At 73.3% G+C, this 24932-nt stretch carries 21 protein-coding genes; 4 read left to right on the plus strand and 17 right to left on the minus strand.

Annotation, left to right across the window (positions count from 1 at the left end; translation table 11 throughout):
* Positions 1 to 40: 40 nt before the first annotated feature.
* The 7 genes from ACFFIC_RS07695 to ACFFIC_RS07725 all read right to left on the minus strand — a co-directional run bounded on the left by ACFFIC_RS07695 (position 41) and on the right by ACFFIC_RS07725 (position 10724).
* Positions 41 to 3262 carry a PAS domain-containing protein gene (locus ACFFIC_RS07695; protein ID WP_377049585.1) on the minus strand — a complete coding sequence of 1074 codons (3222 nt, stop codon included), beginning with the start codon at positions 3260 to 3262 and terminating at the stop codon, positions 41 to 43.
* A gap of 52 nt (positions 3263 to 3314) precedes the next feature.
* Positions 3315 to 4754 (minus strand): Ppx/GppA phosphatase family protein, encoded by a 1440-nt coding sequence (locus ACFFIC_RS07700; protein ID WP_377049586.1) that lies wholly within the window; start codon positions 4752 to 4754, stop codon positions 3315 to 3317.
* A gap of 218 nt (positions 4755 to 4972) precedes the next feature.
* Positions 4973 to 7309, minus strand: coding sequence for an RNA degradosome polyphosphate kinase (locus ACFFIC_RS07705; protein WP_377049587.1), 2337 nt, complete (start codon positions 7307 to 7309; stop codon positions 4973 to 4975).
* A 10-nt stretch (positions 7310 to 7319) separates the two neighbouring features.
* On the minus strand, positions 7320 to 8045 hold the full coding sequence (locus ACFFIC_RS07710; RefSeq protein WP_377049588.1) for a P-loop NTPase family protein: 726 nt from the start codon (positions 8043 to 8045) through the stop codon (positions 7320 to 7322).
* A gap of 9 nt (positions 8046 to 8054) precedes the next feature.
* On the minus strand, positions 8055 to 9296 hold the full coding sequence (locus ACFFIC_RS07715) for an AI-2E family transporter (RefSeq protein WP_377049589.1): 1242 nt from the start codon (positions 9294 to 9296) through the stop codon (positions 8055 to 8057).
* Complete coding sequence (locus ACFFIC_RS07720) at positions 9293 to 9913, minus strand: CDP-alcohol phosphatidyltransferase family protein (RefSeq protein ID WP_377049590.1); 621 nt, start codon at positions 9911 to 9913, stop codon at positions 9293 to 9295. Before ACFFIC_RS07720 ends, ACFFIC_RS07715 begins: the two co-directional genes overlap by 4 nt.
* Entirely contained in the window at positions 9897 to 10724 is an 828-nt protein-coding gene (locus ACFFIC_RS07725; RefSeq protein WP_377049591.1) for a hypothetical protein, read from the minus strand. Before ACFFIC_RS07725 ends, ACFFIC_RS07720 begins: the two co-directional genes overlap by 17 nt.
* A 48-nt stretch (positions 10725 to 10772) precedes the next feature.
* Here ACFFIC_RS07725 and purM point away from each other — a divergent pair, with 48 nt between their 5' ends.
* Genes purM through ACFFIC_RS07740 form a run of 3 tightly spaced genes read left to right on the plus strand, consistent with a single transcriptional unit; the run spans position 10773 to position 12746 of the window.
* A complete protein-coding gene (purM, locus tag ACFFIC_RS07730) occupies positions 10773 to 11834 on the plus strand; it encodes a phosphoribosylformylglycinamidine cyclo-ligase (RefSeq protein ID WP_377049592.1) in 1062 nt (353 codons plus the stop codon).
* Positions 11822 to 12538, plus strand: a complete 717-nt coding sequence (purN, locus tag ACFFIC_RS07735) for a phosphoribosylglycinamide formyltransferase (protein ID WP_377049593.1) — start codon at positions 11822 to 11824, stop codon at positions 12536 to 12538. The genes purM and purN overlap by 13 nt, the downstream gene beginning before the upstream one ends.
* 49 nt (positions 12539 to 12587) lie before the next feature.
* Positions 12588 to 12746 carry a preprotein translocase subunit SecE gene (locus ACFFIC_RS07740; protein WP_377049594.1) on the plus strand — a complete coding sequence of 53 codons (159 nt, stop codon included), beginning with the start codon at positions 12588 to 12590 and terminating at the stop codon, positions 12744 to 12746.
* 28 nt (positions 12747 to 12774) lie between these two features.
* Here the strand turns inward: ACFFIC_RS07740 and ACFFIC_RS07745 are convergent, their stop codons facing one another.
* The 10 genes from ACFFIC_RS07745 to ACFFIC_RS07790 form a co-directional block, all read right to left on the minus strand.
* Positions 12775 to 13371, minus strand: a complete 597-nt coding sequence (locus ACFFIC_RS07745) for a hypothetical protein (RefSeq protein ID WP_377049595.1) — start codon at positions 13369 to 13371, stop codon at positions 12775 to 12777.
* Positions 13372 to 13458: 87 nt separating this feature from the next.
* On the minus strand, positions 13459 to 13929 hold the full coding sequence (locus ACFFIC_RS07750) for a cupin domain-containing protein (RefSeq protein ID WP_377049596.1): 471 nt from the start codon (positions 13927 to 13929) through the stop codon (positions 13459 to 13461).
* A gap of 18 nt (positions 13930 to 13947) precedes the next feature.
* Entirely contained in the window at positions 13948 to 16563 is a 2616-nt protein-coding gene (locus ACFFIC_RS07755; protein WP_377049597.1) for an FtsK/SpoIIIE family DNA translocase, read from the minus strand.
* Positions 16564 to 16714: 151 nt separating this feature from the next.
* The gene (gene ahcY / locus ACFFIC_RS07760; RefSeq protein WP_377049598.1) at positions 16715 to 18130 is read right to left on the minus strand and encodes an adenosylhomocysteinase; all 1416 of its coding nucleotides are present in this window, start codon (positions 18128 to 18130) and stop codon (positions 16715 to 16717) included.
* 106 nt (positions 18131 to 18236) lie between these two features.
* Positions 18237 to 19337 (minus strand): Rieske 2Fe-2S domain-containing protein, encoded by a 1101-nt coding sequence (locus ACFFIC_RS07765; RefSeq protein WP_377049599.1) that lies wholly within the window; start codon positions 19335 to 19337, stop codon positions 18237 to 18239.
* Between the two features lie 85 nt (positions 19338 to 19422).
* A complete protein-coding gene (gene ptsP, locus ACFFIC_RS07770; protein ID WP_377049600.1) occupies positions 19423 to 21411 on the minus strand; it encodes a phosphoenolpyruvate--protein phosphotransferase in 1989 nt (662 codons plus the stop codon).
* Positions 21412 to 21438: 27 nt separating this feature from the next.
* Positions 21439 to 21777, minus strand: a complete 339-nt coding sequence (locus tag ACFFIC_RS07775) for an HPr family phosphocarrier protein (protein WP_377049601.1) — start codon at positions 21775 to 21777, stop codon at positions 21439 to 21441.
* Entirely contained in the window at positions 21774 to 22223 is a 450-nt protein-coding gene (locus ACFFIC_RS07780) for a PTS sugar transporter subunit IIA (RefSeq protein ID WP_377049602.1), read from the minus strand. The genes ACFFIC_RS07775 and ACFFIC_RS07780 overlap by 4 nt, the downstream gene beginning before the upstream one ends.
* Positions 22224 to 22347: 124 nt before the next feature.
* Positions 22348 to 23262 carry an RNase adapter RapZ gene (gene rapZ / locus ACFFIC_RS07785; protein ID WP_377049603.1) on the minus strand — a complete coding sequence of 305 codons (915 nt, stop codon included), beginning with the start codon at positions 23260 to 23262 and terminating at the stop codon, positions 22348 to 22350.
* Between the two features lie 38 nt (positions 23263 to 23300).
* On the minus strand, positions 23301 to 23786 hold the full coding sequence (locus tag ACFFIC_RS07790) for an HPr kinase/phosphorylase (RefSeq protein WP_377049604.1): 486 nt from the start codon (positions 23784 to 23786) through the stop codon (positions 23301 to 23303).
* Positions 23787 to 23934: 148 nt separating this feature from the next.
* Here ACFFIC_RS07790 and ACFFIC_RS07795 point away from each other — a divergent pair, with 148 nt between their 5' ends.
* Positions 23935 to 24921 carry a serine/threonine dehydratase gene (locus tag ACFFIC_RS07795; protein ID WP_377049605.1) on the plus strand — a complete coding sequence of 329 codons (987 nt, stop codon included), beginning with the start codon at positions 23935 to 23937 and terminating at the stop codon, positions 24919 to 24921.
* The last annotated feature ends 11 nt before the right edge of the window (positions 24922 to 24932 follow it).

The following is a 24932-nucleotide window of genomic DNA, read 5'->3' on the forward strand; positions in this document are numbered from 1 at the left end:
AGGCGTGAGGCGGCCAGGATGCTGCCGGCCCTGTCGTCTTCTAGCCTTCCTGCGGGGGTGGCCGCCCGCCGGTCGAGGCGAACAGCGCGGCCGCCAGCGCCTCCCGGCCGAAGGGTTTGTCCAGGCGCGGCAGGTCCGGCACCTCGCCGGAGGAAAGGTCGGCATAGCCGGAGGCCAGGATCACCGGCAGTTCCGGATACAGCACCCGGATGCGCGCGGCCAGCTCGGCCCCGGTCATGCCGGGCATGGCATGGTCGGTCACGACCAGGTCGGGCAGCGGGCCTGATCGCAGCGCCTCCAGCGCCGCCGCCGCCGACTCCGACTCGCGCGCCCCATGGCCGAGATCGGCCAGAAGCGCGGCGCTGCTCGCCAGCACCAGAGGGTCGTCGTCCACCAGAAGCACCGAGAGCCGCCGCCCGACGGCGGGCGTGGCGCTCGGGGCGGGCTGGCTGAGCGGCGCCGCCTCCGCGCCCAGCGCCGCACGGGGCAGCCAGATCTCGGCGGTGGTGCCGCGCCCGGGCGCGCTGACCAGCCGCAGCGCCCCGCCGGACTGGGCGCAAAGCCCGTGCACCATGGACAGGCCGAGGCCGGTGCCGCGCCCCACGCCCTTGGTCGTGAAGAAGGGCTCCACCGCCCGCCCCAGGGTTTCCGCGTCCATGCCCGCCCCTTCGTCGGACACGGCGATCACCAGGCAATCCCCGGGCGGCGGGGGATCGCCCGCGCCGGGCGCGCCGGCCCTCGGCCCCGCCGGGGCGTTGCGCGCCACAACCCGCACCCTCCCGCCCGGGAAGCGATCCGGCGGCATGGCGTCGCGCGCGTTGACGCAAAGGTTCAGCACGGCCAGCTCCAGCTGGTTCGGGTCGGCGAGCACCCACCAGAGGCCGTCGGGCACCGCGATCTCCAGCGGCGTCGCCGGGCCGAGGCTGCGCTCCAGGATGTCGCGCAGCGAAAGGATGAGGGTGGCGGTGTCCACCGCGCCGGCCCGCAGCTCCTGCCGCCGCGCGAAGGCCAGCATGCGGCGGGTCAGCGCGGCCCCGCGCTCAGCCGCCCCCGCCATGCTGTCCAGCAGGCGCCGCGCGCCGGGGTCCGACATCACGGCCGGGCGCCTGCCCAGCAGCGCGGCGCCCGAGGCCACCACCTGCAACAGGTTGTTGAAATCGTGCGCCACCCCGCCCGTGAGCTGCCCCAGCGCTTCCATCTTGTGTGCTTGTGCCAGCTGCGCCTGGGCGGCCTCCGCCGTGGCCACCGCCGCCCCCACCCGCGCCTCCAGCACGGCCTGCGCCGCCCGCCGCCCGGTCACGTCGGCATAGACACCGACGCAGCGACCGGAGCGGACGGGGCCGCCCGAGGAGGAAGGCCGCTCCCCCGGCGGCCCGGGCAACAGGCGGCCGGTCACGGCGATCCAGCGCTCGCCGGCGGGCGCGAGAATGCGGTGCTCCACCGTCACCGCCTCGCCTCCCACCAGCATGCGCTTCCAGGCGGCGCGCGCGCCGGCCCGGTCGTCCGGGTGGATCATCCGCTCCCAGGTGGCCAGGTCGCCGTGGCCGTCCTCCGGCGCCGGCATTCCGATCAGCGCGAAATGCCCGGGCGAGAAAACCCCCTGGCCCGTCGCCAGGTCCAGGTCGAAGGCCACCAGCCCGCCGGCATCCAGGGCCAGGCGCAGCCGCTCCTCCGCCGCCGCCAGGGCGGCGCGGTTCTCGGCCAGGCGCGCTTCCGCCCGCCTGAGCGCGGAAAGGTCCACGTGCACGCCGCGCATCCGCACCGCGCGTCCCGCGGCGTCACGCTCGATCTCCGCCGAGGCCAGGATCCAGCGCGTCTCGCCCGACGGCGTGCGCACCCGGTATTCCGACCGGTATTCCCGCCCATCCCCCTCCAGCGCCGCCAGGAAGGCCGCCTCCATCCGGGCCCGGTCCTCGGGATGAAGGCGCTCCACCCAGGCCTCGTGCGGCTCCTCCGCCGCTTCCGGAGGCAGCCCGTGCAGCATCAGGTACTCGGGGGAGCGGAGGTTGCGCAGCCGGGGGGCGCCGTCCGGCCCGTGCCAGATGTCGATCTCGAACCCGCCCACCCGCGCCAGGCGCTGCGTGCGGGCGAGCTGCGCCTCGCGCTCACGCAGCGACGCATCGCGCGCGGCGATGGCGGCGGCACCGCGCGCCAGACTGGCGCCCACCGCGTTCACCTCCCCCACGGGGGTGCGGACCGGCGGCACCGCCGCGCCCTGCCCGAGCGCGGCGGCGGCATCCGCCAGCACGTGCATCGCGCGCACGATGCGGGCGGCGGCCAGCAGCGCCAGGAGCAGGGCGCAGGCCAGGAGCATGGCTCCCACGGCCGCCAGTGCCTCCACGGTGCCCCGCACGGGGGCATCCACCACCGCGGCCGCCAGGGCGGCGCCAACCATCCAGCCGGTTCGCGTGCCGGCATGGGCAAAGACGATCGGCACACCCGATGCGCCGAGGCCGCGCCAGACACCGTCCGCGGGCTCGCGGAAGCGCGGCCCCGCGTCGCCTCCCAGTGCCGCTTCCGTCCGCCCGGTGTGCGCCACGAGGCGGTGCGCCCGGTCCGCCACCACGACCGACCATCCGGGCTCGGGCGTTTCCAGCCGCAGGCGCTCGGAAAGCCGCCTCGCCGGGAAGCCGGCCCCCAGCAGCAGACGCCGCCCGGCGCCGTCCTGCACGGGCAGCAGCACGCCATAGACCGGCCCCGCGGTCACCGTGCCGGTGAAGAGGTCGGTGACGTAGAGGCCGCTGCCATTGGCCGCGACGCCCTCGATCCACCCCGGCCTAGGGGGCGAACGCCCGGCCTCTTCCCCCCTGGGAAGGGCGGTGTGGAGGATGAGGTCGCCGCGTTCGTCGCGCAGCGTGAGGTTGGAGCCCAGGTCCCTCCCGACAAACACCATGTGCGCCCGGACCCGGTCGAGGTCTCCCGCCTGAAACGCCGCGGTGCCCGAGATGGCCCTGAGGGTGGAGGAGAGCGCCTCGAACTCCGCATCGACCACGCGCGCCAGGCCCTCGGCGCGGGCCAGGACGGAGCGCTCCACGATGCCGCGCTGCGCCCCGGCGAAGCGCCACAGCACGAGGCCGGCGAAACCCAGCACCGGCAGCACCGCCGCGAGCACCAGCAACAGCAGCCGTGCCCTCACACCCACAGCCCTGACACCCGGCACGATGAAACCTGGCTTCCCGGACCCTGGCACATCGACGCGCGGCGCGCGCACCGGGCGGCGCGGGCTCTCCGTCATGGCCGGCCCGGCTGTTTCCTTCGGCATCGCGCCGACCCTGCACCGCCCCCGCCCGGGGCGCCAGGAGGGGCCAGGCGGATCACGCCGTCTCCGGCCGGGGCGCGACCTCCACCACCGGCTCCATCCCCATGGCGGTTGCCAGCGCCTCCACGCGCCGCTGCACGCCCTCCCCCGCGAAGACGCCGCTGCCCTCCATCAGCCGCAGCGCCAGCCGGTCCCCGCGCGGAACCAGCGCCGTGCCCGCCAGCAGCGCGAGGGTGCCGCCCGAGAGCGTGTAGGCCAGGCGCAGCGCGGCCGCGAGCCGCTCCGCCCGCTGCTGCACGGGGGCGCCGAGCAGGGCGCGCGCGGGCGCCAGCACCTGGGAGTCCGAGGTGTCGTAGCGAAGCCCCGTCACGAGCGCGAGAAAGGCGCGGGCGTGGTGGTCCAGCCCCACGCCGGGCTGGCGCAGCACGCGCAGGAAGGCCTGCTCGGCCCGGTAGTCCGGGTGGTCGTGGCTGCCCACGTCGGAAAGCTGGCAGGCCGTGCGCCGCAGCGCCGCCTCCGCCGGGCTCTCGTTCGGAAACAGCGGCGCCGTCCAGGCCGCCAGCGCCCCCGGCAGCGCGGGGTCGCGCCCGAAGCGCGTCGCAAGCTCCGTCCCCACCGCCAGCAGCGGGTCCTGCGCACGGGTGGCATCGGGCAGCAGGCGCGAATACCACCCTTCCCGCAGCCCGTTCGCCGAGAACACCACGCGCCGCGCCCCGGTCAGCCGCAGCAGACGCCGCAGCACCACGGCGGCATAGGGCAGATCCGCCGCCCGCTTGGCCGGCGCACCCGGCAGCCGCCCCGGCCGCTCCCCCGCCGCGATCACCGCCGCGCAGAGATCCCGCGCCTCCTCCCGCCGGAGCACGTAGTGATGCACGATCGAGAGCGGGTAGCCGGTCTGCACGATGTGGATCTTGGCCAGCGCCCGCCAGGCGCCTCCCACCAGGTAAAGGTCACGCCCCTGCCCGCGGCCCAGCCAGGGCACGGCCGAGAGCGCGGCCTCCGCGATGCTCCGCGCCCGGCCGGGGTCGTTCCCCGACTGCTCCGCCAGCCGGATCACTCCCAGCGGCAGGCTTACCGAGGCCTGGGGCCGCCCGGCCGCCAGGTCCACCAGCTCCAGGCTGCCGCCGCCGATGTCGCCCAGGATGCCGTCCGCCCCGGGCACGCCCAGCAGCACGCCATCCGCCGACATCGCTGCCTCCTCCTCCCCGGTGAGGATGCGCAGCGGCACGCCGGGCATGCGCGCGCGCAGCGCCTCGGCGAAGGCGGGGCCGTTCGCGGCATCGCGCATGGCGGCGGTGGCCAGCACCTCGATCGGGTCCGCCCCCATGGCGCGCGCGATCGCCAGGTAGCGCCCCATGATGGTCAGCGCGCCCTCCACCGCCTGCGCGTTCAGCCGCCCGGTGGAGTGCAGCCCCCGCCCGAGGCCGAGCACCGCCTTCTCGTTGAAGATGGTGGAGGGGTTGCGCCCCAGCCCCTCGAAAACCACGAGGCGCACCGAATTAGACCCGAGATCCACCACCCCAGCGCGCTGCGCAGCAACGTCGCCAGCGCGTTGCGCAGCAACGTCGCCAGCGCGTTGCGCAGCAACGTCGCCCAGGCGTTGCGCAGCAGCGTCGCCCGCGCGCGCCGAAGGCGGCTGCCCTGGACGTGGAGGAGCCGCCTCGTCCGCCGGTCGCGGCTGGAGGTCCGGTGCTTCGGGATATGCCAAGCGGATCAGTCCTGCGCCACGCGGTCCGGTCGGCGACGCACGGGCGCGCGCGGGCGCGGCGCCCGGTGCAGCGCGCTGCCGCGGCCGGAAAGGGAGGGGTTGGTCATGAAGTACTCATGCGCCGAGAGCGGCTGCGCGCCGGTCGTCCCGGCGAGCGTCGCCACGCGGCGGTAGGTCCCGTCGGGATGCAGCTCCCAGGACTGGTCGCGGTCCTTCAGGTTCACCACCATGATCTGGTCCAGCACCTGGGCGTGAACCGTCGGGTTCTCCACGGGAACCATGGTTTCCACGCGCCAGTCCATGTTGCGCGCCATCCAGTCGGCGCTGCTGATGAACACGCGGGCGCGGCGGCTGGGCAGGCGGTGGCCGTTGGCGAAGACGCAGATGCGCGAATGCTCGAGGAAGCGCCCGACGATGGACTTCACCCGGATGTTCTCGGACAAGCCCTGCACCCCCGGCCTGAGGCAGCAGATGCCGCGGATCACGCAATCCACCTTCACCCCCGCGAGGCTCGCGCGGTAGAGCGCGTCGATCAGCCCCTCGTCCACCAGGGAGTTCAGCTTCAGCCAGATGCCGGCCGGCTTGCCCTCGCGCGCGTTGAGGATCTCCTGCTCGATCAGGCCCATCAGCGTCGGCCGCAGGGTGAGCGGCGCGAAGGCCAGGCTTTCCATCGTTTCCGGCCGCGCATAGCCGGTCATGTAGTTGAACAGCCGCGCGGCGTCGCGCGTCAGCCCGGGATCGGCGGTGAAGAAGGACAGGTCGGTGTAGATGCGCGCGGTGACGGGGTGGTAGTTGCCCGTCCCGAAATGCGCGTAGGAGCGCAGCGACCCGCTTTCCCGCCGCACCACGAGGCTGACCTTGGCGTGGGTCTTGAGGTCCACGAAGCCATAGACGACCTGCACGCCCGCCGATTCCAGTTCGCGCGCCAGGGCGATGTTGCGCTCCTCGTCGAAGCGCGCCTTCAGTTCCACCATGGCGGTGACGGACTTCCCGCTGTCGGCGGCCTCGATCAGGGCGCGCGCGATGGGGCTGTCGCGCGACGTGCGGTAGAGCGTCTGCTTGATCGCCACCACCGCCGGGTCGCGCGCCGCCTGGCGCAGGAACTGCACGACCACGTCGAAGGACTCGTAGGGGTGGTGGACCACGATGTCCTTGGCCCGGATGGCCGCGAAGCAGTCGCCGCCGAAATCCAGGATCCGTTCGGGAAAGCGGGGCGTGTAGGGCTTGAACAGAAGGTCCGGCCGGTCGTCCAGGATCAGCTGCGTCAGGTCCGAGAGCCCGAGCAGCCCCTCCAGCGTGAAGATCTCGCCCTGCGGCGCGTCCAGCTCCTCCGCCACCAGCACCACCAGGTCGGGCGGGGTGTCGGCGGTCACCGACAGCCGGATCGCCCGCCCCCGCCGCCGGCGCTTCAGCGCGCTCTCATAGGAGCGCACGAGGTCCTCGGCCTCTTCCTCGAACTCCACGTCGGTGTCGCGGATCAGGCGGAACAGGCCGCGCTCGGCCAGGATGAAGCCGGGGAAGAGCCGGCGCAGGTTGAGAAGGATCACCTCCTCCAGCAGCACGAAGCGCGCGGGTTCCCGCGCCCCCTCCGCGCGCGGCGCCGGCGTGGGCAGGCGGATGAAGCGCTCGATCTGCGGCGGCAGGGGCAGGATGGCGCGCATGGTGCCGCCATCCTCCTCCCGCACCAGCTTCATGATCAGGCAGAGCGCGAGGTTGGGCAGGAAGGGGAAAGGGTGCGCGGGGTCGATCGCCAGCGGCGTGACCACGGGGAAAACCCGCTCCATGAACCAATTCGCCAGCCATTCGCGGTCGGCGGGGGAAAGGTCGCCCGGATCGCTCAGCCGGATGCCCGCCTCGGACAACTGCCCGCGCAGGCTCAGCCAGCCGTCCTGCTGGTGCGCCAGCAGCCGCCCGGCCCGCTCGTGGACGGCGGCCAGCTGCTGCCCCGGCGTCAGCCCGTCCGGCGAGATGGCGGCGATCGCCGCCCGCTCCTGCCCGGCCAGCCCGGCCACGCGCACGGAATAGAACTCGTCCAGGTTGGCCGAGGAGATCGCCACGAAGCGCAGCCGCTCCAGCAGCGGATGGGCTGGGTTGGCCGCTTCCTCCAGCACGCGCTCGTTGAAGGCCAGCCAGGACAGCTCGCGGTTGATGAAGCGGCCCGGATCGGAAAGCGCGGGCACGGCCGGCAGCGGCTCGGCGGGCAGGATCTCGACCGTGGCGGCCCCCGGTGGGGTGCCCCGCAGGGAAGCCGACTGGTCCGCTCGCGGCGCGCGCCCTCCCACGGGGCGCGGTGCGTCGGGCTTGGGCGGCTCGGTCTTGGTGGCGTCGGGGTTGGCGTCCATGGCCTCAAGGCTACAGCAAGGTGCCCATGGAAGCGGAGGGCGCGTCCGGGGTTGCCACAAAATCGTCAACCCAGCCCTCCTCCCCGCTCCCGTCCAGCATCCCCGCCAGGGCGGCCCGCGCCAGCCCGCGGGTGATCCCCCCGCCCCCGGCCAGCGCCGCGCGGTCCAGCCGGGCGGCGGCCTCGGCCAGCACGGCGGCCTCCCGCGGCAGGCGGGCCAGCAGCCAGTCCTGCACCGCCGGCTCCACGCGAAGCTGGCGCCGCTCGAAGTGCCGGGCCAGCAGGCTGCGCAGAAGCGTGTCCGTCGGCTGGCCCAGCGCGGCCGAGGCGGTGGCCCGCAGGCGGCTGGCGAGGTCCGGCAGCGCGACCGGCCAGCGCGAGGGCGGCTCCCGCCCGGCCATCAGCAGCAGGTGGCCGCCCGCGGCGCAGGCGTTGATCAGGTGAAACAGCGCCGGCTCCTCGGCCGCGCAATCGGCGTCGTCGAGGGCGGTCGGCGCCCCCTCGGGCACGCCGCGCAGCATGGGGCCGGACAGGCGCCGCAGTCCCAGCCGGCGGGAGGCCTGGGCGAGCAGCGCCGACTTCCCGCTTCCCTCCGGCCCGTGCAGCGCCAGCCGCCCGGCGGGCCAGCTCAGCGGGTCGCCCAGCCAGGTGCGGGCGACGGCGTTGGATGAGTCCGGGACCGGGTCGATCTCGATCTCGGCGCGCGGAAGCAGCGGCAGGGCAAGCTGTCGGGGCATGGGTTCGGTTCAGCCCCCGGTCCGGGGCGGGTCGAGGTAGAGCGGGCTTTCCAGGTAGCGGCGCAGCCAGTAGCGCGCCAGCACGCCGATCATGGCCGCGATCGGCACCGCCAGCAGCACGCCCAGGAAGCCAAAGGCGACGCCGCCCGCGAACAGCGCGAAGATCACCCACACCGCGTGCAGCTCCACCCGATCCCCCAGCAACCGCGGATAGATGATGTAGCCCTCCACCACCTGCCCGATCAGGAACACCCCGATCACCATCCCCACGCCGCTCAGCGTGCCGAACTGCCCGATCGCCAGCAGGATGGCGGTGGCCATGCCGGTGAGCGACCCAACATAGGGGATGAAGGTGAAGATGCCCGCCAGAAGCCCCACCAGAACCCCGAGCTCCAGCCCCACGGCCGAGAGCACGAGGGCGTAGTACACCGCCAGCAGCGCGCAGCAGATCAACTGCCCCCGGAGCCAGGCCGAGAGCACCCGGTCCGTGTCGCGCGCGAGCTGGCGCAGCACGGCGGCGTTGCGCCGCGGCAGCCAGGTTTCGATCCGTGCCATCAGCCGGGGCCAGTCCCGCAGCAGGTAGAAGCCCACCACCGGCGTCACGACCGCGAAGGTGAAGACGTTGAACAGGGCATAGCCGCCCCCGATCAGCCGCGTGGCCGAGGTGCCCAGCCAGACCAGGATGGACCCCACCTGCGTCACCGCCAGGTCCTGCAGCCGGGGGTCCAGTTCCATCGGCGCGAAGGCCTTCTCGGCCGCCACCAGAAGGTCCTGCACCATGGTGCCGATGCGCGTGACATAGGTGGGCAGCCGCGCCAGCAGCACGCCGATCTGGGAGATCAGCAGCGGATAGAGCAGCAGCAGGGCGACCAGCGCCAGCGCCATCAGCCCCAGCACCAGCAGCCCCGCCCCCAGCCAGCGCGGAACGCCGATCCGCGCCAGCCGCTCCGCCACGGGGTCCAGGAAATAGGCCACGCAGATCGCCAGCACGAAGGGCGTGAGGATGGCCGAGAAGAACCACAGCGAGAACACCGCCGCTGCCAGCAGGCCGAAGACCAGCCCCAGCCGCTGCGCCCGCGTGGCGTTGCGCGGCCCGGGCGAGGGCGGCAGCGCCGCGCGCGCCTGCGCCTCCGCCGCCCGCGCCGACGGCCGCACCGGGGCTCCGCCCGCGCCCATGCCGATCCCGGGGCCGATCCCGGCGCCGCTTCCGGGGACCATCCCCACGCCCTTGCCCTCGTCCAGCGGCATCATGCCGGAAGCGAGCGCGCGGCGTCGCGCACATAGGCGGCGCCGGAGGCGATGGTGGTGGCGGTCACGCAGCCGATCAGGGCCGGCAGCACCCACGCCCCGTCGAGCCCGAAGCCCCGCAGGAACAGGGCCGCCGCCGCCAGGGTGATCTGCATCAGCGTGTTCAGCTTGGACACCATCAGCGGCCGGATCGCCGGCTTGGACCCCATCAGCGCCAGCACCAGCAGCCCGCCCACGATCAGCAGGTCGCGGAACACCACCAGGATCGCCAGCCAGTCCGGCAGCACCCCGACGATGGCCAGCGTCACGTAAACCGAAACCAGCAGGGCCTTGTCCGCCACGGGATCCAGGATGGAGCCCAGGAAGGAGCGCGCGTTCCACACCCGCGCGAGCCAGCCGTCCACCGCGTCCGACACCCCGGCGCCGACGAAAACCATGAAGGCGATGTCCAGCCGGTGCTGGATCACCAGCCACACCACCGCCGGCACGGCGCAGAGCCGGGCGAGGGTGATGACGTTCGGCAGGGTGAAAAGCGCGCTCTCGGACGGCGAGGCGGCGGCGCGCAGCGCGCCCGCCTCCCCGGCCCGCCCCTCCGGGCCCGGGTCATGTCCCTCCGGCAAGGCCAACTCGCCAGCCCGGGCCGGTTGTCGGAGCCGGCAGGCCGTTGGCGGCGGGCGGCTGGCTGGGGGCGAGCAGGATTCCCCCCTGCGCCAGTTCCGGTGCCGCCACCGCCGGCGGGCTGCGCAGCCCGATCCGGAGACGCGCTCCATCCACCGAAATCGCCATCACATCCAGGCTGCCCACCGCGGGCTGGGCCAGCAGCCGCTGCCGCAGCGCCAGCCACTCCCCGAAGGAGGAGAAGCGCGCCCCGGCATCCAGATAGGCCGTCAGCGGCAGGGTCGGCGGCAGGCCCGGGGGCACGGCGCCCGGGGCTGCCGCGGGCGCCACCGCCCCGCCCAGTGGCGGCATCGCCGTGCCGGCGCCGCCCCCGGACGGAACGGAGCCCGCCATCGCCCCGCTGCTGGAGGTGCCCGCACCCCGGAAGCGGATGGTGTAGCGCCCGGAATAGCCATTCAGGGTGGAGCGCTCCTGCTCCACCACCATGCTCGTGACCAGCGACTCGATCTGCGCGGGCGAGGCGTTGGGGTTGGCCCCCGTGGCGGCGGCGTAGCGCTGGTAGGCCAGGCGCTGGGCATTGGCGATCGCCCGCTCCCGCGCCAGCACGGCGTTGGCCGCGATGGCCTCGGCCGGCACGCCCCGCTGCACCGCCGGGTCATCCTGCGCCCGCGCCGGCGCCTGAAGCGCGGCCAGCGCCAGCAGCGCCGCCGCGGCGCAGGCGCGAATCGAAGCGCGAATGGCCGCCTTGCGCCCGCGGCGGATTGCGCCCGCGCGCCGGACATGATGGGTTCCGCGACCGTCTGAACTGGGCATCCGCCGCTCCCCGTGGACAGCCCCTGGGATAGCCGATCAAGGACCGCCATGACCAGACTGACCTACCGCGACGCCGGCGTGGACATCGAGGCCGGCGACGCGCTGGTCGACCGGATCAAGCCGCTGGCCCGCTCCACCGACCGCCCGGGCAACATGGGGGGGCTGGGCGGCTTCGGCGCGTTGTTCGACCTTCGCGCGGCCGGCTTCACCGATCCCGTCCTCGTTTCCTCCACGGACGGCGTCGGCACCAAGCTGCGCCTGGCCATCGACGCGCGCCACCACACCACGGTGGGCATCGACCTCGTGGCCATGTGCGTGAACGACCTGGTGGTGCAGGGCGCCGAGCCGCTGTTCTTCCTGGATTACTTCGCAACCGGCGCGCTGGACGTCGCCCAGGCGGCCGAGGTCGTCTCGGGCATCGCGGAGGGCTGCCGCCAGGCCGGCTGCGCCCTGGTCGGCGGGGAAACCGCGGAAATGCCGGGGATGTATTCCAAGGGCGACTACGACCTCGCCGGCTTCTCCGTGGGTGCCGCCGAGCGCGGCGCGCTGTTGCCGGCCGGCGATGTCGGGCCCGGCGACATCCTGCTCGGGCTCGGCGCCTCGGGGGTTCATTCCAACGGCTTCTCCCTCGTCCGCCGCATCCTGGAGGCCGGGAATGCGGGCCTTGCCGACCCCGCCCCCTTCGCCACCGGCCGCACGGTGGGCGAGGCGCTGCTGGAGCCCACCCGCATCTACGTGAAGCCCGTGCTGGCCCTGCACCGCGCCGGGCTGATCAAGGCGGCCGCCCACATCACCGGCGGCGGCCTGCCCGGCAACCTGCCCCGCGTCCTGCCCGACAACAGCCTGGCGGTGGTGGACGCCACCGCCTGGCCCGTGCCCCCGGTTTTCGGCTGGCTCGCGCGCGCGGGCGGCGTTGCGCCGGAGGAAATGCTGCGCGTCTTCAACTGCGGCATCGGCATGGTGCTCGTCGTGGAGGAGGCCAAGGCCGAGGCCGCGATCGCCCTGCTGCGCGAGCACGGCGAGGCCGCCCACCGCATCGGCCGCATCGAGGCGGGCGAGGGCGAGGCGGAGGTCCGCACCGACGGCCTTTCGCCCTCATGGCCGAACTGAAGCGGCGCACCGCGGTCCTGATCTCGGGCCGCGGCAGCAATCTCGGCGCGCTGATCGCGGCCGCGCGGGACCCGGCCTATCCCGCCGAGCTCGCCCTGGTGCTCTCCAACCGCGCCGACGCGGCCGGGCTGGACCGCGCGCGGGAGGCCGGCATTCCCACGGCGACGGTGGAAAGCCGCCCCTTCGGGCGCGACCGCGCCGCCTTCGAGGCCGCGCTCGGCGGGAAGCTGGCCGAGGCCCGCATCGAGATGATCGCGCTGGCGGGCTTCATGCGCGTGCTCACGGAAGGCTTCGTCACCCACTGGTCCGGCCGGATGCTGAACATCCATCCGAGCCTGCTGCCGGCCTTTCCCGGGCTCGACACCCATGCCCGCGCGCTGGCCGCCGGGGTGCGCCTGCATGGCTGCACCGTGCACTTCGTCACCCCCGGCGTGGACGAGGGCCCGATCATCGCCCAGTCCGCCGTGCCCGTGCTGCCGGACGACGACGAGGCGGCGCTCGCCGCCCGCGTCCTCGCGCAGGAGCACCGCCTCTACCCCGCCGCCCTCGCCTGGGCCGCCGCGGGGCTGGCGCGGCTGGAAGGCGGGCGCGTGGTGCTGAGTATGGCGATGGCCGACGGCGCCCTGGCCAACCCGCCTCCCGAGCACCGGCAGGGCCGCAACCCCTTGCCCGGCCCCGCCGCGCTCCCTACAGGAATGGCCTGACCGCCGCCCACACGATCCCCACGGGGCGGCCCATCACGGGGCACCGACCATGGCCGAGGCCAAGCAGAACATCGACTTCGAACCGGTCCAGACGAAGGACATCATCGCCGACCGCCAGACCGGCTGGGCCGCCTTCACCCGCGCCACCTCCTGGGCGATCGGCCTGATCGTCCTGCTGCTGATCGCGCTGAAGTTCCTGTTCGGCTGAGCCGGGTGCCTCCGGGGATGCCCCGCGCTCAGCGGCGCGGCATTCCCAGGCCCAGGCTGCGGGCCATGTCGCCCAGATCCATGCGGCGGTAGCCCTCAGGCACGCGGAAGCGCGCGGGGTCCTGGCGCGCGTATTCCACGCGCGTCGCCTCCACCCCCTCGCCCCGTTCGTTCACGCCTCGCAGCAGCACGCCATCGGCCGTCAGGCAGGCCGTGCCGCGCTGGCCCTGCTCCTCGAAGCGGTAGTTGGTGCAGCGCTGCCCGGCCTGGCTGGCGCTGCCCGCGCCGGTCAGGCGCGCCGTCTCGGCCAGCCGGATGTAGCGCATGGCCTCGTCCTGCCGCACCGGGCTCGGCGTCACCACGCGCATGGAATCCATCACCATCTCCGTGCGCCCGGTGCGCCGGTCCGCCAGCGCCCAGGCCGGCATGGACGGCGCTTCCACCCGCAGCCGCCCCTCCGCCGCCAGCGCCGCCACCGTGAACTCCCGCGGCGTCTGGGGGGAGGCGTTGCCCAGCACCCGATAGGTCACCACCACGTCGCGCGTCGGGAAGCTGGCCGGCCGGTTCTGGGCCAGGGCCGGAAAGGCGGCGGCGCAGAGGGCCAGGGCGAAAAGCGGGCGGCGCATCGGTGAAGCCTCCGGTTGGAGCGGTCCGGAGAGAAGGCACCGCCCCCGGGTGGGCGCAAGGGCGCATCAAGCCTTGGTGTTGGCCCCTCACCCCCAGATAGGCCGCCCCTCCACCGGATCGCCCGCAGGGCGAGGGACGGCCGCGATGTTCGCCGCGACCTCCGCGGCCTCCGCCGCCTCGCCACGCCGGATGTCGTAGTTCCCGCCGCCGGGATAGGCGCCGACCACCTCGAAATCCGGACTGGCCCACTCCCGCCGGTGCCCGACGCCCGCCGGGATCACCACCGCGTCCCCCGCGCGCAGGGTGAGCGTCTCGCCACCGGGCCCGCCGAAGCGCACCCGCGCCTCCCCGCGCGAAACGCCAAGCGCCTCGTGCGCGATGCTGTGGAAGTGGTGGTAGCCGAACACGCCGTTCGTCCAGGCATTGGACCAGCCATGGCCGGCGAAGTGCCGCGTGATGGCCGCGGCATCCTCCGGCAGCACCCCGCGCCACACCAGCAGCGGCAGGTCCGAATTCGGGATGCCGCCCGATGGGGCGAAGCGGTGCGCCTCAGCCATCCGCGTCAATCACGCGCATCAGTCATCGGCTCCGGCCCGCGTCAGCACCTCGCGCTTGCCGACATGGTTGGCCGGCCCCACCACCCCGTCGCGCTCCATCTGCTCGATCAGCTTGGCCGCGCGGTTGTAACCGATGTTGAGGTGGCGCTGCACGAAGGAGGTGCTCGCCTTGCCCTCGCGCGAGACCAGCGAGACCGCCTGCTCGTAGAGCCCCTTCTCGCCCCCGCCGTCGAGGGAGGCGAGCGAGGCGCCGCCGCCCTCCTCGTCGTCGTCGGTCTCGGTGACCTCCTCGATATAGGCCGGCTCCCCCTGTTCACGGAGAAACTCCACCACGCGCTCCACCTCCTCGTCGGACACGAAGGGGCCGTGCACGCGGTTCACCCGCCCACCGCCGGCCATGTGCAGCATGTCGCCCTGGCCGAGCAGCTGCTCCGCGCCCTGCTCGCCCAGGATGGTGCGGCTGTCGATCTTGGAGGTGACGGAGAAGGAGATGCGCGTGGGGAAGTTCGCCTTGATGGTGCCGGTGATCACGTCCACCGAGGGCCGCTGCGTCGCCATGATGACGTGGATGCCGGCCGCGCGCGCCATCTGCGCCAGGCGCTGCACCGCGCCCTCGATCTCCTTGCCCGCCACGATCATCAGGTCCGCCATCTCGTCGATGACGACGACGATCATGGGCAGGGATTCCAACGCCAGCGGCTGCTCCTCGAACACGGGCTTGCCCGTCTCGGGGTCGAAGCCCGTCTGCACCCGGCGCGTCAGCTGCTCGCCGCGGCCGCTCGCCGCCGTCACCTTCTCGTTGTAGCCGCCGATGTTGCGCACGCCGAGCTGGCTCATCGCCTTGTAGCGCCGCTCCATCTCGCGCACCGTCCACTTCAGCGCGCCGATCGCCTTGGGCGGCTCCGTCACCACGGGCGCCAGCAGATGCGGGATGCGGTCATAAACCGACAATTCCAGCATCTTCGGGTCGATCATGATGAAGCGGCACTCGTCCGGCCCGAAGCGGTAGAGCAGCGACAGGATCATGGTGTTGATCCCCACCGACTTGCCCGAGCCCGTGGTGCCCGCGATCAGCAGGTGCGGCATCCGCGCGAGGTCCGCCACCACCGGCGCGCCACCGATGTCCTTGCCCAGCGCCAGCGGCAGCTTGCCCGGGTTCCGCGACCAGTCCTCGGCCTCCATCATCTCGGAGAAGTAGACCGTCTCGCGCTTGGCGTTCGGCAGCTCGATGCCGATCACGTTGCGGCCCGGCACGGTCGCGATGCGGACGGCCAGCACGCACATGGAGCGCGCGATGTCGTCCGCCAGCCCGATTACGCGGGCCGACTTGGTGCCCGGCGCCGGCTCCAGCTCGTAGAGCGTGACCACCGGCCCCGGCCGGATGTCCACGATGCGGCCGCGCACGCCGTAGTCGTCCAGCACGGATTCCAGAAGCCGCGCATTCTCCGCCAGGGTCTCCTGCGAGGGCCCGGTCTCCCGCCGCGCCGGCGCGGGCTTGAGCAGGGAAAGCGGCGGCAGGCGGAAGCGCCCGTCGTCGCCCTTCTTCACCGTCTCCGAGATCGGCAGGCGGCGCGGGGGCACGACGCGGTCGGCGATGCGCGGCGCCTCCTGCGCGGCGCGCGGGGCCTCGGCCACGGGGCTGCGCGCCGCCTCGGCGGCCTCCCCACCTTCCGCCGGCCGCTCGGGCTGGGCCCGCGGCGCGCGGCGGGCCGGCAGGCGCGGGGCCTCGGCCGCCGCGTCGGCTGCCCGCAGCAGCGCCGAAAGCTGCGGCGAAGGCTCCGCCCGGCGCCGCATCAGCTCCATCACGCGCCCCGATCCCGGCACGCGGGACAGAAGCCTCGTCACGAAGCCGGGCTGCGCCTCCGCCCGGCCCTCGCGCAGCGCCAGGCGGTCGCGCGCCTGCCGGGCCTCGGCGGCACGGGCACGGGCCATGTTCCGGCGCCGCAGGATGTTCCCGGCCAGGCCCGAGCCCCGGCGCGCCGCGGCCCCACCGGCCCGCCGCCAGGAGGACAGCGGGATGGCCAGCGCCAGCACCGTCGCCACCACCGCCAGCGCCGCGATCCCGGCATGTCCCAGCACGGTGCCCAGGGGCCCGAACATCGCGCCCACCGTCTCGTCGACCGCCTCCTGCACCAGCGGGCCCATGGCGCCGCCGGCCATGCCGCCCGGAAACGGCGCCGGCAGCGGGCTGGCCGAGAGCGCGGCCGCCAGCAGCGGCAGCCCGGCCAGCAGCGCCGCCACGCGCCCCGCGAAGGGCGAAAGCCCGCGATGGGTGGAAAGCCGCATCGCCCAGGTCATCAGGCAAAGCGCGGGCAGCAGCCCGGCCCAGCCGAAGCCCTGCAGCAGCACGTCCGACACCATCGCGCCGAAGGGCCCCGCCAGGTTCGTGGGCACCCGCGCCGTCGCGGTGGAGAGGGAAGGATCGGCCGGGTCGTGGCTCGCCAGCGCCACCAGCACCGCCAGCCCCAGCAGACCCGCGATCATCCCCAGCAACTGCCCGCCCCGCCGCTTCAGCGCGGCCTTCACCGCGGGCGATGCGAAGCGCCGCAGCCCCGCCTGGGTGCCGAAGGGGTTCATGGCGGGGGCCGCGCTGCTCGCGGCGCTGGCGGGTCGGTTGGCGGAGGCGCGCGGCATGGTCTTCCCGTATGCGATTGATGCAGCGGGGAAAGACTACACGTTAAACCCTTGGTTTGGGTGACACACTTGCCGCCCAATCACGAAAAAAAGGGGTGCCTGGGCCGGTCGGCCCAGGCACCCCCGATGCAACGGCCTTCGGCCGCTCAGCTCAGTACCGGTACATCTCGGCCTTGAAGGGCCCGGCCTCGGGCACGCCGATATAGCCGGCCTGCTGCGGGGTCAGCTTGGTCAGCTTCGCGCCGACCTTCTCGAGGTGCAGGAAGGCCACCTTCTCGTCGAGGTGCTTGGGCAGCGTGTAGACCTTGTTCCCGTAGGCCGCGCCGTTGGTCCAGAGCTCGATCTGGGCCAACGTCTGGTTGGTGAAGGAGGCGCTCATCACGAAGGAGGGGTGCCCCGTCGCGTTGCCCAGGTTCACCAGCCGCCCCTCGGAGAGAAGGGTGATGCGCTTGCCGTCGGCGAACTCGATCTCGTCCACCTGCGGCTTGATGTTGGTCCACTTCAGGTTGCGCAGCGCCGAAACCTGGATCTCGCTGTCGAAGTGGCCGATGTTCGAGACCACGGCGCGATTCTTCATGGCGCGCATGTGCTCGATGGTGATCACGTCCACGTTGCCCGTGGCGGTGACGAAGATGTCGGCGCGCGGGGCGGCGTCCTCCATCGTCACGACCTCGTAGCCCTCCATCGCGGCCTGGAGCGCGCAGATGGGATCGACCTCGGTCACCATCACGCGGCAGCCGGCGTTGCGGAGCGAGGCTGCGGAGCCCTTGCCCACGTCCCCGAAGCCGGCGACGCAGGCAACCTTGCCGGCCATCATCAGGTCGGTGCCGCGGCGCAGCGCGTCCACCAGGGATTCGCGGCAGCCGTAGAGGTTGTCGAACTTCGACTTGGTGACGCTGTCGTTCACGTTGATGGCGGGGAAGAGCAGCTTGCCCTCCTTCGCCATGGTGTAGAGGCGGTGCACGCCCGTGGTCGTCTCCTCGGAGACGCCCTTCAGCGAGGCCGCGAGCTTGGCGAACCAGCCGGGCTTCTGGGTCAGCAGCTTCTTGATGAGGGCGAAGAACACCGTCTCCTCATCATTGGTCGCGCCATCGAGGAACTTGGTGTCGCCCTGCTCGGCGCGCAGGCCGTAATGCACCAGCAGCGTCATGTCGCCGCCGTCGTCCAGCAGCAGGTTCGGCTCGCCGCCATCGGCCCATTCCAGCGTGCGCTGAACGTAGTGCCAGTATTCCTCCAGGCTCTCGCCCTTCACGGCGAAAACCGGCGTGCCCGAGGCCGCGATGGCCGCCGCCGCGTGGTCCTGGGTGGAGAAGATGTTGCAGGAGGACCAGCGCACGTCCGCGCCCAGCGCCTTCAGCGTCTCGATCAGCACGGCGGTCTGGATGGTCATGTGCAGGCAGCCCGCGATGCGCGCCCCCTTCAGCACCTGCGCCGGGCCGTATTCCCGCCGCGTCGCCATCAGGCCGGGCATCTCGTCCTCGGCCATCTCGATCTCCTTGCGGCCCCACTGGGCTAGGGAAAGATCGGCGACGACGTAGTCGGTCTTGGGGGGAAGGGTATCGGGCATGGGCTGCGGGCCTTTCGGATTTGGCCGTCGCCTATCACGGAGCGACGGCCCTGGCCAAGGGCATAAACGATATCAGGATATCTTTATGTGACCCCTGGCTGCTTCGTCACCCCGCCGCCACCGTCTCCCCACCGCTGTCGCGGAGCAGCGCGCGCAGGTTGCGGATCACGGGGAACACCTCCTGGTTCCAGTCCCCGCCCTGGGCGTCGTGCGCCGCCTGCTCCATCTCCACGATCTCCCGGTCCTCGCGGAAGATGCGCTCGGTGAACAGCACCAGCACCGGCCAGCCCGCCTCCAGCAGCCCCGGGATCTTCGGCCGCTTGATCGAGAGCAGCCCGAAGGTCCGATTCCGCCGCTGCGCCGCATCCACCGGCACATAGGCGATCCAGAGGTCCATCACCGGCGCGTCGTCCCCGGTCTGGATGCGCAAGGTCTGGTAGGGATACTCCGTCCGGATCGTCATCAGGTCCTTCTGGACCGCCTTCCCGGCGGGGACCTCGGCGCTTACCGCGCGGCGCTCGCCGAAGATCGCCGCCTCCGCCCAGGGCTGCTTGCCGCCGACGCGCGAGAAGGTGTAGCGCGCCTCGACGAAGCCCTCGCCCTTGTCCCCGCCCATGTAGCGGGGCACCATGTTCCCCATCTGCTTGCGGTGCAGGAACTGATGGTTCATGTCCATCAGGTTCTCGTGCATGAAGCTGTAGTGGCAGGCGACCTCCTGCCCGAAGCGCCGCGTCTTGTAGCGGGGGTCCGCCACCGAGCCGAGCGCCGGCAGCGGCACCGCATCGGCCAGCGCGGGGTCGCCGGGAAACACCAGGATCAGCCCCTCCGCCTCCCGGCAGGGATAGGCGCGCACGCCGTTGGGCAGCTTGTCCTTGCCGAGATAGGGCACGTCCGTGCAGCGCCCGGACTGGTCATAGGCCCACCCATGGTAGCCGCAGCGGATCGCGCAGCCCTCCACCAGCCCGTTGCTCAGCGGCACCTGTCGGTGGGCGCAGCGATCCTCCAGCGCGAAGACCGCGCCTTCCTTGGGCCGCACCAGCACGATCGGGTCGCCCGCGAAGCGCACCGCCAGCGGCTTTCCGGCCTTCAGCTCCCCCGACCAGGCCAGCGGATACCAGTGGTCCCGGTTCACCCCCACCCGGCGCAGGTCGCGCCCGGGGTCGCGCCCGTGCCGGGTTTCCACCACCGCTGGAATCGCCTGATCCATCCGTCCCCGCTTCCAGCCCGATCGCCGCCAATGCCCGGGCAGACTGGCACGGGGGCGCCCGGGGGCAAAACCCCGGGCCCGGCGCTCAGCCGCGTCCCTCGCCGGGCACGAAGCTCATCACCAGCTCCTGGATGCGCTTGGGGTCGGACTGCTCCATCACCCGCCGCGCGAAGCGCGCGCAGTCGTCCACGTTCAGAGCGCGCACCATCTGCTTCACGCGCGGGATGGCGCTGGCGTTCATGGAAAGGCTCCGCAGCCCCAGCCCCATCAGCAGGGGCACCAGCCGCGGGTTGCCCGCCATCTCCCCGCAAACGGAAACCGGCATGCGAAGCCGCAGCGCCGCCTCCGTCGCGAACTGGATCAGCCGCAGCACCGCGGGGTGAAGCGGGTCGTACAGGTGGGACACCTCCACCTCCGCCCGGTCCACCGCCAGCGTGTACATCGCGAGGTCGTTGGTCCCGATCGCGAAGAAATCCGCCTCCAGCGCGATGGCGTCGGCGGCCAGCGCGGCACCGGGCGTCTCGATCATCACCCCCAGCGGCGGCAGCTTCTCCGGCAGCGTCACGCCGCGGCGCCGCACGCGCTTGACCACGCGGTCATAGATCTCGCGCGCGGTGCGCACCTCCTCGGGGATGGTGACCATGGGCAGCAGCACCCGCACCGGGCCCAGGGCCGCCACCCGCAGGATGGCCGCGAACTGCACCTCCAGCAGCTCCGGCCGGCGCAGCAGCATGCGGATGCCGCGCAGCCCCAGCGCCGGGTTGGGCCCGGCATGGAAGGGCTCCACCCCCTCCGCCAGGGCCTCCATGTCCTTCTCGCCGCCCCAGTCGAGCACGCGGATGGTCACAGCCGCCCCGTCCGTGCCCTCCACGATCTGCCGGTAGGCCTCGTAATGCGCCTCCTCGTCCGGCAGGCCCTGGCGGTTCATGAACAGGAACTCGGTGCGGACCAGCCCGATGCCCTGCGCACCGGCCTGGGCGATCAGCGGCAGCTCCGCCGGAATCTCCAGGTTGGCCTGGAGCTCCATCTCCTCGCCATCGGTGGTGACGGCCGGCAGGCGGCGCAGCTTGCCCAGCCGCGTCCGCTCCTTGGCGTAGGCGACCGAGGACTCCCGCCCCGCCACCAGCGCCTCACGCCCCGGGCGCAGCACGATGGTGCCGGCGCCCCCGTCCAGCACCGCCTGGTCCCCGCGGGACAACGCGTTGGTCAGCCCGGGCAAGCCCAGCACGCTCGGGATGCCCAGGGCGCGCAGCATGATTGCGGTGTGCCCGTCCGCCCCGCCTTCCTCCGCCGCGACCCCCGCGATCCGGGAGGGATCGAGCAGCGCCGCATCGGCGGGCGTCAGCTCCTCCGCGCAAAGGATCGACCCCTCCGGCACATCCTTGAAGGAGCGGAACCCGGATTGCGTCAGGTTGCGCGTCAGGCGGCGCGCGATCTCGTGCACCTCGCCCGCGCGGCGCCGCAGCCCGGGCTTGTCGTCGTCGCGGGCCTGGAGGATGGCGGCCGCGATGGCATCGGCCTCGTCCTCCACCGCCGTCTCGGCCGAGAGAAGCTCCGCCTCGATGCGCTTGCGCGCGCCCCGGATGAGCCGGCTCTCGCCGAGCATCATCGAATAGGCGTCGAGCAGCGGCTCCAGCTCCTCCTGCGCCTCCTCGGGCAGGATCGCGAGCCGCGCCTTCAGCTTGGACACCTGCTTGCGGGAGGCGGTGATGGCGGCGGCCAGGCGCCCCCGCTCCTCCTCCACCTTGGAGGCCGTGATGGCGCGCCGCGGCGCTGCGGCAGGCGCTTCGTCGGTGTCGTAAACAGTGCCGATGGCAACGCCCGGCGAGATGGCGATGCCCTTGATCGCCAGCTCCTGCGACCGCCGCCCGGCCTTGCGCGGCTCCGCGGCCCGGCTCCCCTTGGCCTCGGCCTTGCCCTCGGCAGCCTTCGCGCCACCCGCCTCCGAGGGCTTTTCGGCCGACCGTCCGGCCGCCTTGCCCTCGGCCTTCTCGGCGGACTTACCGTCCGCGCCGCGCGGGGTAGGCGGCGCCTCCGTTTTCATCACGTCCTCCGCGCCGGCCCCTGCCGGCAAGCTGCGCTCCACCGGATCTCGGTGGCCTCACTCTTCGTTGAAGCCCGCTTCGATCAGGGCGGCCACCTCGTCCAGCGCCTCCCGTGCATCCCAGCCCTCGGCCTCCAGCAGCACGGTGGCGCCGCGCCCGGCGCCCAGCATCATCAACCCCATGATCGAGCAGGCCGGCACCGTCTGCCCGTCATGCGTGACATTAAGGCAGGAGCAGTGCTTCTCGGCGATGGTTACCAGCTTGGCGGCGGCGCGCGCGTGCAGCCCGCGCTGGTTGCGGATCGTCACGTTCCGACGGAGGACCACGGGTGCCCCCTCGGGCTTCGCGGGCGGCACCGGCTTCGGCTCGACCGCTCCGGCGGCATTCTCGCTCATCGCTTCGCTCCCCCGTTGCCGTTCCCATCACCGCGGAGTTCCCCCGCGGTGGCCATGTACTTCCGCCCCGCGATCACCGCGTGGTCCACCGCCTCGGCCAGCGGCTCCGTGCCGCGCAGCTTCGCCAGCTTCACCAGCAAGGGCAAGTTCACCCCCGCCACCACCTCCACCTGGCGCCCGCAGCAGCCCGAGGGGGCGCAGCGGTCCTTGATGGAGGCCGCCAGGTTGGACGGCGTGCCCCCGAACATGTCGGTCAGCACCACCACCCCGTCGCCCTGGTCCACGCCCTCCACCGCCGCGCGGATATCCCCGCGCCGCCCCTCCAGGTCGTCCTCCGGCCCGATGCAGATGGTGGAAATCGCCTTCTGAGGGCCCATGACATGCTCCATGGCGAGGCGGAGCTCCTCCGCCAGGCGACCATGGGTGACAAGGACGACGCCGATCATCGGTGCCTCCCGGCGGGTGCCCGAGCGGGCACGCCACCGGCCAGAAAGGGGGTGGGGGAATTCAACCTGGCCTGAAGCGTGGGATGGCCGGCGGCCGGGGCGCGCGCAGCGGATTGGGTTCGGTTCATGCTCGATGGGTCGATATGGTGTGCGGCAGGGCCCGTTGGGAGTCGTGTTCGGGAAAGGCTTCCCGGATCGCCAGCTCGCGGTGAAACAGTTCGACAGGCCAGCCGGCAGCGGCCAAGTGGGCCGCCAGCCGTTCCGCCGTGAGGACCGAGCGGTGCTTGCCCCCGGTGCAGCCCAGCGCCACGGTCAGGTACTTCTTGCCCGCCGCCTCATAGGCCGGCAAGAGCGGGTCCAGCAGCGCCGTCATGCGCGCCCAGAATGGAACCCACTCCGGGTCCTCCTCGATATAGGCGGCCACCGCCGCGTCCCGCCCGGTCAGCGGGCGCAGCAGCGGGTCGTAGTGCGGATTGCGCAGAAAGCGAAGGTCCAGCACCAGGTCCGCCTCCCGCGGCAGGCCGCGCGGAAAGCCGAAGGACATCACCGCGACCGACAGCCCCGCCCGGCCGGTGCGCCCGTAGCGCCGCTCGATCATGCGCCGCAACTCCGGCAGGGGCAGGCCGGAGGTGTCGATCACCCAGTCCGCCGCGTCCCGCAGCGGGCCCAGAAGCTCCGCCTCCCGCGCGATCCCGTCCGCCACGCCCGATCCCGGCACGCCGGCGGGCGCCAGCGGGTGGCGGCGGCGCGTCTCGGAGTAGCGCCGCAGCAGCACGTCCTCCTCGGCATCCATGAACACGAGGTCGGGCGCCGGCCCGCCGCGGGCGCGCAGCGCGCCCAGCCCGGCCAGCAGCGCCGCCGCGTCGAAGCCGCGGGTGCGGGTGTCCATTCCGATCGCCAGCGGCCGCTCTCCGGGGCCCGCCATCAACTGCGCCAGCACCGTCAGCGGCGGGTTGTCCACCGTCTCGTGCCCGAGATCCTCCAGCACGTTCAGCGCCGAGGCTTTCCCGGCGCCGGACAGCCCCGTGACCACCACCACGGGCCGATGGCTGGGCGGGGAATGAGGAACCGCGGCGTTCAGCGCCCGGCCTCCCCTGCATCCGCCCGCGGGCCGGCGCCCTCCAGCGCTCCCGCGCGGCAGGCGATCCGCCCGGCCAGCGCGTCCAGCGCGAGCGCCAGCTTGCGGGGCGCCGAGGCCTCGGTCGCGTGCATCGCCAGCCGCGGCAGGGCGCGCCCCAGCGCCTCGAAGCGCGCGGGCTCGGGCAAGCGCGGCACCCCCGCGCGGGGCACGCAGTCCACCGCCAGCGCCAGCACGGCCTCGGCCTCCGATCCCAGCCCCTCCATCAGCCCCAGGCCCCGCACCTCGATCATCCCCCGCAAGGCAGCCGGCGCCGAGGCGCGCAGCCCGTCGCCCTCCGCCCGCAGCAGCACCTGGTCATCGGCCACCAGACTCCATCCCTCCCCCATCAGGCGCAGCAGCAGATCGGACTTGCCGGCGCCGGGCGGCCCCAGCAGGAGCACCCCCGCGCCAGCCCGCGCCGCGCAACTGGCGTGTTGCAGCATGAAGCCCCGGTCTTGTCCCATAATTGCGACTGGACCCTGGCAGGATTCTCAGGATGACGGAAGCGTGCCGTTCCCGCGCGGCCCTGGACCCGTCGTCCGGCCAGGCGGCCGGTGGACAGGAGCCCCCACCTGCCCCATCCACCGCCGCATGACCAGCCTTCCCCAGATCGGCCCATCGCGGCCCGGCGAATCCGGCACCGCCCACCCCGCCGTGGACCGCGCCGCCATCGAGGCCGCCGCCGCGCGCATCCTCCCCCATATCCGCCGCACTCCCGTTCTGGACCTGCCCGCCCCGGCGCTGGGCACTTCCTGTGACGTGGCCCTGAAGCTGGAGCAGCTCCAGGTCAGCGGTTCGTTCAAGGCGCGGGGCGCCTTCAACGCCCTGCTGCAATCGGGCGCCACCTCCGTCATCGCCGCCTCGGGCGGCAACCACGGCGCGGCCGTGGCCCATGCCGCCGCGGCGCTCGGCATCCGCGCGGAAATCCACGTTCCCGCCATCTCCGCCCCCTCCAAGGTCGCCCGCATCCGCGAGGCCGGCGCCGTGGTGATGCAGGACGGCGCCACCTATGCCGAGGCCTTCGCCGCCAGCGAGCGCCGCCGCGCCGAAACCGGCGCCACCTCCGTCCACGCCTACGACCAGCCGGAGGTCCTGGCCGGCCAGGGCACCGTCGCGCGGGAGTTCGAGGCCGATTCGCCGGGGCTCACGCACATCCTCGTGGCCGTCGGCGGCGGCGGGCTGATCGGCGGCATGGCCGCCTGGCTCGCCCGGGGGCCGGCCCAGCTCGTGGCCGTGGAGCCCGAGGGCTGCCCCACCTTCCACACCGCCCTGCGCGCCGGCAGCCCGGTGGACGCCCCCGTGGGCGGCCTGGCGGCCGACAGCCTCGGCGCCCGCCGCGTCGGCGCCCTCATGTTCGAGACCACCCGGGGCGTGGTGCGCGAATCCGTCCTGGTGCCGGACGAGGCGATCCGGGAAGCGCAGCGCCGCCTCTGGTCCGCCGCCCGCCTGGTGGCCGAGCCCGGCGGCGCAACGGCCCTGGCCGCCCTCCTCTGCGGCGCCTGGGTGCCCCCCGCCGGCGCCCGCGTCGGCGTGCTCGTCTGCGGCGGCAACTGCGATCCGGGCTCCGTCGCCGGCTGAGGCGCCGCGCA

This window comes from Muricoccus vinaceus, from assembly GCF_042433125.1.
GTDB lineage: Bacteria > Pseudomonadota > Alphaproteobacteria > Acetobacterales > Acetobacteraceae > Roseomonas > Roseomonas vinacea.